The sequence below is a fragment of the Novosphingobium mangrovi genome (genome assembly GCF_022818885.1).
Classification (GTDB): Bacteria; Pseudomonadota; Alphaproteobacteria; order Sphingomonadales; family Sphingomonadaceae; genus Novosphingobium; species Novosphingobium mangrovi.
On the sequence record NZ_JALHAT010000028.1, the window covers coordinates 88,792 to 100,823 of the forward strand.

Annotated in this window: 10 protein-coding genes; 5 read left to right on the forward strand and 5 right to left on the reverse strand. The window is 63.9% G+C overall.

Going from position 1 to position 12,032, the window contains the following annotated elements:
* Positions 1-647: 647 nt before the first annotated feature.
* Positions 648-1,604, forward strand: a complete 957-nt coding sequence (locus tag MTR65_RS14575) for a VOC family protein (protein ID WP_243801443.1) — start codon at positions 648-650, stop codon at positions 1,602-1,604.
* Between the two features lie 33 nt (positions 1,605-1,637).
* On the opposite strand, the gene MTR65_RS14580 is transcribed toward MTR65_RS14575, so the two are convergent.
* Together MTR65_RS14580 and MTR65_RS14585 are read right to left on the reverse strand one after the other, a co-directional pair.
* Positions 1,638-2,276, reverse strand: coding sequence for an isochorismatase family protein (locus MTR65_RS14580; protein ID WP_243801446.1), 639 nt, complete (start codon positions 2,274-2,276; stop codon positions 1,638-1,640).
* Positions 2,277-2,402: 126 nt separating this feature from the next.
* Complete coding sequence (locus MTR65_RS14585) at positions 2,403-3,452, reverse strand: alpha/beta fold hydrolase (protein WP_243801448.1); 1,050 nt, start codon at positions 3,450-3,452, stop codon at positions 2,403-2,405.
* A gap of 219 nt (positions 3,453-3,671) precedes the next feature.
* On the opposite strand from MTR65_RS14585, the gene MTR65_RS14590 reads away from it, so the two are divergent.
* The 4 genes from MTR65_RS14590 (at position 3,672) to MTR65_RS14605 (ending at position 8,821) form a co-directional block, all read left to right on the forward strand.
* Positions 3,672-5,126 carry a flavin monoamine oxidase family protein gene (locus MTR65_RS14590; protein ID WP_243801450.1) on the forward strand — a complete coding sequence of 485 codons (1,455 nt, stop codon included), beginning with the start codon at positions 3,672-3,674 and terminating at the stop codon, positions 5,124-5,126.
* Positions 5,127-5,238: 112 nt separating this feature from the next.
* A complete protein-coding gene (locus tag MTR65_RS14595; RefSeq protein WP_243801452.1) occupies positions 5,239-6,156 on the forward strand; it encodes a polysaccharide deacetylase family protein in 918 nt (305 codons plus the stop codon).
* 8 nt (positions 6,157-6,164) lie between these two features.
* Positions 6,165-7,316: an FAD-dependent monooxygenase gene (locus MTR65_RS14600; protein WP_243801454.1), complete on the forward strand. Its 1,152-nt coding sequence runs from the start codon at positions 6,165-6,167 to the stop codon at positions 7,314-7,316.
* A complete protein-coding gene (locus tag MTR65_RS14605; protein ID WP_243801457.1) occupies positions 7,316-8,821 on the forward strand; it encodes an aldehyde dehydrogenase family protein in 1,506 nt (501 codons plus the stop codon). Before MTR65_RS14600 ends, MTR65_RS14605 begins: the two co-directional genes overlap by 1 nt.
* A gap of 98 nt (positions 8,822-8,919) precedes the next feature.
* On the opposite strand, the gene MTR65_RS14610 is transcribed toward MTR65_RS14605, so the two are convergent.
* The 3 genes from MTR65_RS14610 to MTR65_RS14620 all read right to left on the reverse strand — a co-directional run bounded on the left by MTR65_RS14610 (position 8,920) and on the right by MTR65_RS14620 (position 11,868).
* On the reverse strand, positions 8,920-9,714 hold the full coding sequence (locus MTR65_RS14610) for an IclR family transcriptional regulator domain-containing protein (protein ID WP_039393567.1): 795 nt from the start codon (positions 9,712-9,714) through the stop codon (positions 8,920-8,922).
* A gap of 157 nt (positions 9,715-9,871) precedes the next feature.
* Positions 9,872-11,011 (reverse strand): alcohol dehydrogenase catalytic domain-containing protein, encoded by a 1,140-nt coding sequence (locus MTR65_RS14615; RefSeq protein WP_243801459.1) that lies wholly within the window; start codon positions 11,009-11,011, stop codon positions 9,872-9,874.
* A complete protein-coding gene (locus MTR65_RS14620) occupies positions 11,011-11,868 on the reverse strand; it encodes an isocitrate lyase/PEP mutase family protein (protein ID WP_243801462.1) in 858 nt (285 codons plus the stop codon). The genes MTR65_RS14615 and MTR65_RS14620 overlap by 1 nt, the downstream gene beginning before the upstream one ends.
* Positions 11,869-12,032: the final 164 nt, after the last annotated feature.

The window sequence follows — 12,032 nt, forward strand, 5'->3', positions numbered from 1 at the left end:
TAGTCCCTGAACTCTCAGCATCCGGTTTTCGGGTGATCTTGTGTTCTCTTGTGCATACCGGCTTCTCTTTGGGAGGCCTCTACGCTTCGGGTGTTTTACCTATGCGTCGTATGCAGTGGAGAGATTGGCCGCGACCTTGGTTAGATGGTTGTCAATTCTGTTTGCTATTCGCCTGTCGGATGGTTGGACGTCTGTCAGGCAAGATAATTTCGTACACTTATCAAGAATCTGCTGCGTGAGCGAGTTTGCGCAACGTCCTCTTAGTGGACGATGGCTGTGCCATACTGGCGTTCTCGAGTGCGAAGACGCTTGCTTCACCCCTGAGCGAACTGCCGATATCGGGCCGCGCTCTGAGGTGACAACATTGTCGGGTTCGAGCCAGCTCGCAAACATTACGCCCACCACCGCTTCCGGGGCTGCCGCAAAGTGCGGTAGCGGGCTCATCCCATCACTCCAGCGGACGGTCGCGTCAGGTGTCGCGCCGGTGCCGAGGTGAATGCGAGAGCAGGCGGGGGGCGTGCTGTGCATGGGCATACAGGTATTCGACCTTGGCTTCGTGCCATCGCGTATCGGCATCTCTATCCGACAGGTGGTGACGGCGGCGTGGATCAGGTGGTCGATCCGGAAACTGCGTCAGGCTTTGGCGCATGATTTCTTGCGACAATGGATTCCAGGAAGCCTTGGGGCTTGTAAGCGATGCCTCGGTAAGTGCGACGCGATTCTGTGCTGTCACGGGTTATATCGAAGTATTTCAGGGCACTGCCTCACCACAGGTCCTGCAATTCCTGGGGGTGGGCTCAGCCATTTCGGGCCGTGAAGTGCTCGTCCGACACCCGGATTCGGAGCGGGGAGCCGTGCGCTTTCTGTCTCTGGATGGCCCTCCGCTTCCTCTTGATCGTGAGGGAGCGCAAGCCTGGGACCACGGCGGAATTTTCGACGTCAACATACGCGCCTTCGATGATCTCGATGCCGTGCACGCGGCCTTTGGAGCGCAGGGCTTTCAGTGTCCGGCCCCGGTCACGGACTGGGACTTCGGCGCGCTGGCGGTTCGCGAAGTGGTTGAGCGGGACGCGGACGGGATCTGTGTTGCAGCCATGCAAAGAGTGTATCCGCCGCTCGAAGGTTATGCCGGTATTGGCGGGGCAACGTCCTGGATCTTCAATTCTACGCAGATCGTCCCTGATTTCGAGGCGGCCCGGCATCTCTTCGTCGATGCGCTGGGATGGTTGCCGGTTCAGGAAACGCAAGGGTATGCCGCCGCACAGGACGGCGCGAACTGTATGGGCTTTCCGCCGGGTCTGGCGCCGAAGATCCCGATGAAGATCGGCATCTATCATCCCCATGGGCGCATGGAGGGCTCGGTCGAGGTGATCGCGTTCGACTGCGGTGGGCGCGATTTTCGTGGGGTACCCCGGCCCGGAAGAGGCTGGGCGGGGCTGCGCTTTGCGGTCACGGATATCGATGCGATTGCGGCCCGCATGGCGGGGGAAGGCTGTACGCTTTCGCAGCCCGTATCGCTTGAGTGGCGGCCCCATGGGCTGATGCGCGCTCTTGCGTGCATGACCCCATGGGGCGCCCGGTTCGAATTCTTCCAGGCGGCCTGAGCGCGTTTCGCCGGGGCCGCCTGGAGAAGTCGATCAGGACGTCTTCAGGCCTTCGAGATAGGCAATGGTTTCGGCTTCGCTGACGACATCGGCGTACTTCGCGTTCATGTCGAAGAGGTTGGCGTCGTGGGGCCCCGCGTGGCGGTCGCCGCAGGCTTCGGCGACGACGGCCGTGCGGAAGCCATGGCTCATCGAATCGACGCAGCTCGCGCGCACACAGCCCGACGTTGTAAGGCCGGTCAGGATCACGCTGTCGCATCCGGCCGCCGTCAGGGTCGAGGCGAGCGAGGTGCCGAAGAAGGCGCTCGGGTACTGCTTGGAGACGATCAGTTCGTCCTCGAAGGGTTCTAGACCCGGGCCCCAGGCGCCCATCGGGTTGCCTTGCGTGAAGTTCTGGAGCGGCATCGCCTTCTCGAAGAAGCGCCCGCCGTTGAAGCCCGAGGGGTGGTAGACGACGTTCGTGAGAATGACCGGGATACCAGCCTCGCGCGCGGCGGCGCGCACGCGCAGCGCCGATGCAATCGCGTCCTCGACCTCGGAGTAGAGCATGTTGCCCGGCTCGAAGTAGGCCTGACAGAAGTCGATCAGGAGAAGCGCGGGGCGCTGACCGAAGCCGACCTTGTTGTCGTAGGCCTTCTTGTAGTTGGCGAGGAGGTCTTCGTCGCTGCTCATGGGGGCAATCCTTGTTCTGTTCGAGGCGTGGGTGCGGGACCTGTCGAACGATCCGCGCTGGCCTCGTGGGCGTATCGGGAGAAGGCGCGAAGGCAAGCGGCAAGCGCCTGCGCTTCCGCAGGACGGTCAGGGCTGGGGCGCGGCTTCCGTATCTTGCGCGATCGCCTGCGTCGGCAGTAGCGGCGTTCCGGCCTCGACGTAGGCGGCGACGAGCTGGGCAAAGCGGTCGGGAACCTCCAGCGGCGGATAGTGGCCGACATCGGGCATCAGCACGCGCGAGATCTGCGCGTTCTTGAGGTAGCGCGCGATCGCGTCCGCGGCCGATTCCGGCAGCAGCGGGTCGGCTGTGCCCCAGATGAGGAGCGTAGGTGTTTTCACCTTGGCCATCTCGACGGCGGCCTGCTTGCCATCACCGATACGGGCAATGAGGCCAACGAGGTGCTTCTCCGGGAAGCGGCGGTAGAAGTCGAAGTATTCCTTCTTCGTCTGCTCGGAAATCCGCGAACCATCACCGGCGAAGTAGGTCAGGAACAGGTCCCAGAAATCGGGTCCGCGCCAACCGGTTTCCTGCGCCTTGGCGACCGCGTCGAGGAATTCCTGCGACATCTCCAGGTGGCTGACGTCGACAGGATCCGACGGTGTGTTCGACAAGATCAGGCGCTCGACCATGTCGGGACGGCGCGCCGCCAGATACATGCCCATGGTGCCGCCGCTGGAGACGCCCACGTAGGTCACCTTGGTGATGCCCAGTTCATCAAGCACCCCGATCGGGATGTCGGTCGGCTGCAGCGTTTCCAGGGATTTGTCGGTGGGGCCATCGGAGAGGCCATAGCTCGGCAGGTCGATACGCACGATGCGATAACGGTCCTTGAGGAGCTCGGTTTCGCGGTCGTAGGTGCGCATCGAGCTTTCCGAGCCATGCACCATCAGAAGGACCGGCGCATCGCGCGGGCCTTCGTCCTTGTAGTGGATGGTGAGGTCGCCGATCTTCACATAGCGGCTTTGCGCATCGCCATACATCTTGCGCAGCTCCTTGACCTTCAGGAAGGGGTACTTCGAGAGATCCTTGGGCGCGGAGAGAATCTGCGCGGCGGCGGGCGTCGCGGAAAGACCAGCGCCAGCCACCGAGCAGGCGAGCGCGACGAGAAGGGAGAGCTTGCGGGAAATACGCGGCATCGTGGGAGCTTCCTCGGCTTGTCGACGGGATTTCGTGTCCCGGCATGCCTATCGTGGGGGCCTTTCGCAACGCACGATCTCGAAAACTTATCCGACAGGTGGTGAGCCAATGGACGTGCTTTCGAGCCGTGCTCGAGCGCATTAGGAAGGAGTCCATAAGTGACGCCTGCCCGCATCAGGGCCCGGCACGTCGAGACAGACAAGGAGTATGGGGTTCTCATGGGATTTGATCGCCGCAAGTTCACGCTGGGGGCCTCGGCCCTGGGCCTTGGCGCCATGACGGGAGCACGCTTCGCGCAGGCGGCTCCGACCATGAAAGCCTCCGCTTCGGCCGGACAGCCCGATGTGCTCATCCTGGGCGCGGGTATCTCCGGCCTCCACTCGGCGCATCTCCTTGAGGAAATGGGCATGAAGGTGACCATCCTTGAAGCGCGCGAGCGCGTGGGTGGCCGTATTCTCACTCTGATGGATCAGCCCGGTTATCCGGAGATGGGCTTCAATTCGATGGCGGCAGGCTATGGCCGTGGCATCGATGCAGCCCAGCGCGCTGGTGTCGAACTGCAGGAGGTCGGAGCCCGCTACCGTATCGGCCCGCCTTCGCAGGTCTATATCGGGAATACCGCGATGACCCGCGAGGAATGGGCCCGTTTCCCGGGCAATCCCTTCCCCGAGCAGTACAAGAGCGTGATGCCCGGCGAACTCGTCGGCATGCTTGTGGCGCAGAACGGCAGGCTTGAGGACTGGACGCGCTGGAGCGATCCGGCCAACGCCGCGCTCGACGTTTCGCTGCACGAATTCCTCAAGGGCCAGGGCCTCTCGGACGCCGCGATCCACCTCGCGAACGATCTGGCGCCGTACTATGGCATCAATGCTTACGGCACCTCGTCGCTGATGATGGAATTCAACGACGGCTTCATCAAGACGATGATGGCGGCCGGCATGGAATCGCTGGCGGTGAAGGGCGGTAACCAGAAGCTTCCGATCGCGCTCGCCGAGCAGATCAAGGGCGATATCCTGCTGGGCCGCGAGGTTCTTGGCATCGTGCAGGAAGATGCCGGCACCACGGTCTTCTGTGCCGATGGCTCGCGCTTTACCGCACCCAAGGTCATCTGCTCGCTGCCGCTCTCGGCTCTGCGCAACGTCAAGATCGACCCGGCGCTGAACGGCGTGCAGGCCGAAGCGGTCGCGCAGCTGGGCTACCAGCCCATCTCGATGGCCTTCATCACCGCCGAGAGCCCGTTCTGGGAAGAGGACGGCCTGGCTCCGGGCATGTGGACCGATGGTCTCCTCGGTAACGTCATGCCCCAGCGCTACGGCGAGGATCCCAACGAGATTACCGGCTTCATCGTCCAGGCCCGCGGCAACCTCGCGCTCTACTGGGATCGCATGGACCCCGAGGCGGTCAAGCAGATGATCGTCAGGCGCATCGAGGAACTGCGCCCTGCCGCGAAGGGCAAGGTCAAGGCGCACACCTATTTCTCGTGGGCCAAGGAGCGCTTCAACGGCGGCGATGTCTCGTACCTCGCACCTGGCCAGTCGACCTGGGTCAACGACATGGCGCAGCCCGCAGGCAACATGCACTTCTGTGGTGAACACCTCGCCACGAGCGCGCGCGGCCTTGAAGGCGCGATGGAAAGTGCCGAAAGGGCGGTGCTCGAAGTTCTCGGAGTCTGACCGGCAGGCGATCACGCCTATCCGTAAGTCGGACATTCGTTCGGAAAGAGTGGGGGAGGGGCCCTGAAATATGGTCCCTGTCCCTCAACACGTTGCAAGTGAGATTAGCCCCATGGAATATGATTACGTCCCCCTTCCGCAGCGCAAGCCACTCAAGTGGCCCAACGGCGCGCGCGTGGCCCTGATCCTGACGTTCAATCTGGAAACCTGGGATCTCACCAAAGACACCGACAAGCCGTATTACGCGGGCGGTCCGGCGATCCTTCCCGACATCCTGCCGGGCAATACCCCCGACTTCCCCAACTTCTCCTGGCGTGAATACGGCCAGCGCGTCGGCATCTGGCGCCTGTTCGACCTGTTCGACGAACTGGGCGTCCCCGCCAGCTGCACCACCAACGCCGTTACCTTCGAGCGCCGCAAGGCGATGACCGACGCCGTTCTCGAGCGTGGCTGGGAACTCCTCACCCACAACTGGGAGCAGGGCGAGCTGCTCACCAACTTCGCCCACGATCCCGAGACCGAGCGTGATATCATCTTGCGCAGCCTCGCCCAGTTCGAGAAGTACACCGGCCGCAAGTCCAAGGGCTGGCTGTCCTCCTCGCTGCGCGGCACGCTGCAGACCGCCGACATCCTCGCCGAGCAGGGCTGCACGTTCTACTGCGACATCATGAACGATGATCAGCCCTACCTGCTGCGCACGCCCAACGGTCCGATCGTCTCGGTTCCCTACTCGAACGAGATCAACGACTTCACCTTCATCACGCGCAAGAACTTCACCACCGACCAGTACCGCGATGCGCTCATCGAGGAACTCGACGTGCTCTACGCCGAAGGTGAGAAGACCGGCCGCATCATGAACCTGGGCCTGCACCCGCACGTCTCGGGCCGCGCCCACCGCGTGCGCGCACTGCGCGAATTCATCGAGCACGCCAAGTCGCTTCCGGGCGTCTGGTGGGCCACCCGTGAGGAAATCGCCGCGTGGTATCTCGAAAATCACGAGAGCCACATCCCCGGCCAGCTGGAAGGGTAAGAAGACCCATGAGCCGTCCTGAGAAGATCCTGATTGTCGGCGGTGGTATCGCTGGCATGACCGCGGCCGCCGCGATTGCCCAGCAGGGCTTCGCGGTGACGCTGCTCGAAAGCGCGCCCGAGTTCGGTGAAATCGGCGCGGGCGTGACGCTTTCGCCCAACGCCATGAAGGGCCTCGATTTCATCGGGGCCTGCGAGGCGGCGACCAAGGCCGGTGTCGAGCCGGCCCGCCAGCGCATCCAGCACTGGGAAGACGGGCGCACGCTCGTCGAGAAGGACCGCACCGGCCAGATGGACAAGTACGGTGCGCCGTACCTCACCATCCACCGTGCCGACCTTCACGAGGTCCTGACCGAAGCAGCCCGCACGTCGGGCGTGGACCTGCGCTGCGGCGCGCCTGTCGTCTCGAGCGAGGGCACCACCGTCACGCTCGCTGACGGGTCGACCGTCAGCGGTGACCTCCTTATCGGCGCGGACGGCGTGAAGTCGGTCATCCGCGAGCGCTTCGATCCCAAGGAGCCGCACTTCACCGGCCACGTCGCGTGGCGCACGCTGGTGCCCGTGACCGAGGACATCAAGGACCTCTCGGACTTCCCGGGCATCATCATCGGTCCGGGCGCGATGATCACGCGCTACAACATCCGCAACTACGAGGCGATGAACCTCGTGTTCTTCGCGCGCCAGGAAGGCTGGACGGATGATGGCTGGACGACGCCGGTCGACCCCGAAGAAATCCGCAAGGTCTACCAGGGCTGGTGCGGCGACGCGCAGCGCCTGATCGATGCGGCCTGCCAGCAGCCGATGTACAAGTGGGCGCTCAACGCGCGCACCGCGCTCGACAGCTGGATCATCGACGACAATGTCACCCTGATCGGTGATGCGGCCCACGCCATGACGCCGTTCCTCGGCCACGGCGCGGCTTGCGGCATCGAGGATGCGGTTGTTCTCGCCCGTGCGCTCAAGGCATCGAACACCATTGCCGAAGGCCTCAAGCGCTACCAGGATGCGCGCCATGAACGCGCCACCTTCATTCAGGGCGAATCGAACAACAACGCGGATCGCATGCAGGGCCAGGACACTTCGCTGTTCGGCCTTGGCGAGATGAAGGACGAGGAATCGCTCGGCCTGTTCGAGTACGATCCGCGCACGGTGGAGGTCTGATGACCCAGGCAACCCGTTTCGACGGTCACGCCATTGCGCCCCAAACCGAGGCTTTCCTCGGCCAGACCCACAAGCTGCTGATCGGCGGCGAGTGGGTCGAGGGCAGCGGTGAAATGGAGACGCTCGACCCGGCTACGGGTCTGGCGCTCACCACCTTCCAGACCGGCGGCAAGGCCGAGGTCGACAAGGCGGTTGCCGCCGCGCGCAAGGCATTCGACGGCACCTGGGGCCGCATGACGGTTGCCGCACGCACCGCGATCCTGCACAAGTTGGCCCGGATCATGGAAGAGAACGCGACGCTCCTTACCGAGCTCGACATTCTCGACAACGGCATGCCGCGCTTCATCGCCGGGCTCACCACCTCGAACGTGGTTGAGATGATCGACTACTATGCCGGTGCGATCATGCGCATCGAGGGCACCACCATCGCCCCGCCGCGCCACATCGCCGACGAGACCGAGGCGCTGACCTACACCCTGCGCGAACCCGTGGGCGTCGCCGGTCAGATTGTGCCGTGGAACGTCCCGCTCTCGACCGCGATCCTCAAGATGGCCCCCGCGCTGGCCGCGGGCTGCACCGTCGTGGTCAAGCCTTCGGAAATGACCCCGCTTTCGGTCCTGGCTCTTGGCCAGATGATCTGCGACGCGGGCTTCCCCGAAGGCGTGGTCAACATCGTCAACGGCCTTGGCGCCGATGCCGGTGCCGCATTGTCGGAGCATCCGGGCGTCGACAAGATCTCGTTCACCGGCTCGACCGTGACCGGCAAGCGGATCATCGCGGCCTCGATGGGGAACCTCAAGCGCGTGAGCCTGGAGCTGGGCGGCAAGAGCCCGGTCATGGTCATGCCCGATGCGGACCTCGAGCTGGCCATTCCCGGCGTCTCGATGGCGACCTTCTTCCTCCAGGGCCAGAACTGCATGGCCGGCACGCGCATCTTCGTGCATGAGAGCATCCACGACCAGTTGGTCGAGGGGCTGGCCGGTTTCGCGAACTCCATGACGCTGGGCCACGGTCTCGACATGGGCTCGATGCAGGGGCCGATGATCTCGGACGCGCACAGCGCCAAGGTCATGAGCTACATCGAGGGCGCGAAGGCGGCGGGTGCAACGCTCGTGGCGGGCGGCGAGAAGCTTGACCGTCCGGGCAACTTCATCCGCCCCACGATCTTCACCGACTGCACGCCTGACATGGCCGTGACGCGCGAGGAGATCTTCGGCCCGGTGATGGCGATCCAGAAGGTCGCGACCACTGATCTCGACGAGCTGGCCGCACTCGCCAACGACACGCCCTACGGCCTGTCGGGCAGCGTGTGGACCAAGGATCTCTCGACCGCGCACCGCCTTGTTAAGCGCATCCGTTCGGGCCACGTCTCGATCAACTGCCACGGCGCCGTTGGCACCAACATCCCCTTCGGCGGCTATGGCGAATCCGGATGGGGCCGCGAGTTCGGCAACGAAGGCCTCGACGCCTACCTCGAGACCAAGGCGGTCACTGCGCGCCTCTAAGGGGCTTGGCAGATTGGGCGAACCCAACAAGAAAGGGCCGGGAAAGCGATCTGCTTTCCCGGCCCTTTTTCTATCCGATCAAAGGGAATGGGGTGACCTTAAGCGTTGCCGCCCGGAACCGGGTTCGACAGGTCGTGGCTGATTGCCTGCGCCGTGCCCTTGAGGTCGTCGAGGTAGAGTTCGAGAGCCTGCGAAAGGCGCATGGCGGCCACGAAGAACACCATGGTCAGCGCGGCTTCATAGTGCCCGTTGCGGAAGATCGGCACCGAGACCGAGGAGGTCTTGCCCGGTGTCAGGTTGAAGTGGTTGCGGCCCTGGACCGCATAACCTTCAGCCCGGATACGCTCGACATCGAGGCTGACTTCGGCGGTCGCGAGGTAGTTGAGGTCGATGTCCTGCGAGACGCGCATGAAGCGCAGGATCATCTCGCGCTCTTCGTCGGGCGCGTAAGCCATGGACACCTTGCCCGATGCGCTGTCCAGAATCGGGAGCGTGAAGCCGGGATAGTAGTGCTCGAAGGTAAGCGACGAGTTCGAGTGCGTGCTGTCGCGCAGCATCATCTCGCGGCCCACGCGAATGGCGATCGAGACCGGCCAGCCAATGCGCTTGGTCAGCCCGACGATGTGCGGGCGTGCGATGCGGACCAACTCGTCGTCGTGCTGGAAGCCGGTGGCCAGCGTCTGCACCAGTGCGGTCGGGCGATAGCGCTTGCGCGACGGCTCCTGTTCGATCAGACCTTCATAGAGAAGGGTCTGCACGATGCGGCAGGCAGTGGGGTAGGGTACGTCCGCGGCCTTCGCGATTTCCATCATGGAGAGCGACCCATGACGGTTGATCGCCTTCAGCGCCGAAATCGAACGCGTGATAGAGCGGATGGGGACACCTTTTTCCAACGGTCAAACTCCCTGATCGGTTCGTGCGATAACCGGAGAATGACCATTCCATTACAGATGGCCGCAAAGATCAAGTTTTTATCCGGTAGGCGGATACGATATCCGCCTACCGGCATGAATTTCCGCGAACTTGAGTTGGATCAATGATCGCGCAGCCTTACCAGGCCGGCACGATCACCTGTCGGATAGCCTCGCCCGAGGCCAACTTGTCCATCGATTCGTTGATCTCCTCGAGTGGCCCCACCGATGTGAGGAGCTTCTCGATGGGCAGACGGCCTGCGCGCCACAGCTTGATGTAGCGCGGAATGTCACGGGCCGGGATGGCCGAGCCCATGTAGCTGCCCATGAGGGTCTTGCCGTCGGCGACGAGCGAGACGGCCTTGATCGAGAGATCCTCGTCGGGGTTGGGAAGGCCAACGGTGACGATACGCCCACCACGCCGTGCCGAATTGTAGGCCGCGGCAAGGACAGCGGCCTTGCCGACCGTCTCGATCACGACATCGCTGCCCATGGCGGCTTCGTCTTCGCCAGGAGCGCTCGCCGTGGCCGCGCCCAGTTCGAGCGCCAGAGCGCGCTTGGCGGGTGAGGGGTCAATGGCGTGGACCGGCTGTGCACCGGCGGCAAGCGCACCGAGCAGGGCCGATAGGCCAACGCCGCCCAGACCGTAGATCGTGACACTTTCGCCCGGTCGGACCTGGGCTGTGTTCATCACCGCGCCCACGCCCGTCAGGACCGCGCAGCCGAAGAGGGCGGCGGTTTCGGGCGAGATGTCGGAATCGATCTTCACCAGCGAACGGCGGTCAACCACAGCCTGCGTGGCAAAGGCCGAGCAGCCCAGGTGATGGTGGATCGTCTCGCCATCGCAGGACAGGCGCGAGCCGCCGCGCAGGAGTTCGCCCTTGCCGTTGGCCGCTGCGCCGACGCTGCACAGGTATCCCTCGCCCGAAAGGCATTCCTCGCACTGGCCGCACGAGGGCAGGAACACGAGCACGCAGCGGTCGCCCACGGCGAGGCCCGGCTCCTCGGGATCACCAAGGGCAAGGACGGTGGCCGCGGCCTCGTGGCCCAGCGCCATCGGCATCGGACGCGGGCGGTCGCCGTTCACGACCGAGAGGTCGGAGTGGCAGATGCCCGCGGCATCAATGCGGACGAGAACTTCGCCGGGCTTGGGGTCGGCGAGGTCGATCGGCTTCACGTCCAGCGGCGCGCTTTCCGCGTAGGGCTTTGCGTGGCCGCCCGAGCTTGAAAGCACGGCAGCGGCAATGCGGCGGTTCATGACAGGGGTTTCCTTGCTCATCAGATCTGCGCCCACTTCTTCTCGAATGCAGTGACCTCGTCGAAACCGATCAACGAGGAAAATTCCTTGAAACTGAACAGCCCGTCCGGGTTCGCCGTGCCCTGTTCCTTGAGCCCGCGCAACGCGTTCTCCATCGCGCTGCAGGCGGCGAGCGCCATCAGCGAGGGGTAGATGGCATAGGCAAGGCCGAGTTCGGCCAGCGTTTCGGCAGAGGGCATGGGTTCGCCCGAGCTGTTCGACATGTTGGCCATGACCGGCAGGGGCAGGTCACGGCAGGCGATGCGGATTTCATCGTTGTTGGCCAGCGCCTCGGGGAAGAGGACATCGGCCCCCGCCGAGGCATAGGCCTCCATGCGGCGCATGACCCCGTCCATGCCCTCGGACTGGTAGGCATCGGTGCGTGCGATGATGACGAAGTTCTCGTCCTGACGCGCGTCGACCGCGACCTTGATCTTCTCGACCATGTCCTCGGCCGCGATGATCCGCTTGTGCGGGGTGTGACCGCACTTCTTGGGAAATTCCTGGTCCTCGAGCTGGATGGCGGTGACGCCCGCCTCCTCGTAGCCCTTGACCGTGTGGTGTACGTTGAGCAGGCCGCCGTATCCGGTATCGCCATCGGCGATGACCCCGGCCTTGCTCGTGCGAACCAGCGTCTCCATCCGGTTCTTCATCTCGGTGTAGGTGGCGATCCCGGCATCGGGGAGGCCCCAGGCCGAAGCGGTCAGCCAGTAGCCGGTGCCGTAGACGAGGTCGAAGCCGACCTTGTCGGCAATCACGGCCGCAATCATGTCCTGAACGCCGGGAACGGCAAAGAACTTGCCCGCGCGCAGCTTCTCCCGGAAGATCGGATTTGCCATCAGGCCCTCATGTCTTGTGCAGGGTCGGTTCCGTGCCGCCCTGAATGTTCTTCAACAGGAAAGCGGAAGGCACCCAGCTGGAGTGCCTCCCGACCAACCACGTTTCTTACTCGGCCGCTTCCGCGTTGCGCCACATGGGCTGCTTGGGAGCGGGGAGGCCGGTT

Coding starts and splice junctions, on each gene's coding strand:
- MTR65_RS14595 (WP_243801452.1), top strand. CDS start 5,239: ATGGAATATGATTACGTCCCCCTTCCGCAGCGCAAGCCACTCAAGTGG.
- MTR65_RS14605 (WP_243801457.1), top strand. CDS start 7,316: ATGACCCAGGCAACCCGTTTCGACGGTCACGCCATTGCGCCCCAAACC.
- MTR65_RS14615 (WP_243801459.1), bottom strand. CDS start 11,011: ATGAGCAAGGAAACCCCTGTCATGAACCGCCGCATTGCCGCTGCCGTG.
- MTR65_RS14585 (WP_243801448.1), bottom strand. CDS start 3,452: ATGCCGCGTATTTCCCGCAAGCTCTCCCTTCTCGTCGCGCTCGCCTGC.
- MTR65_RS14590 (WP_243801450.1), top strand. CDS start 3,672: ATGGGATTTGATCGCCGCAAGTTCACGCTGGGGGCCTCGGCCCTGGGC.
- MTR65_RS14600 (WP_243801454.1), top strand. CDS start 6,165: ATGAGCCGTCCTGAGAAGATCCTGATTGTCGGCGGTGGTATCGCTGGC.
- MTR65_RS14580 (WP_243801446.1), bottom strand. CDS start 2,276: ATGAGCAGCGACGAAGACCTCCTCGCCAACTACAAGAAGGCCTACGAC.
- MTR65_RS14620 (WP_243801462.1), bottom strand. CDS start 11,868: ATGGCAAATCCGATCTTCCGGGAGAAGCTGCGCGCGGGCAAGTTCTTT.
- MTR65_RS14575 (WP_243801443.1), top strand. CDS start 648: ATGATTTCTTGCGACAATGGATTCCAGGAAGCCTTGGGGCTTGTAAGC.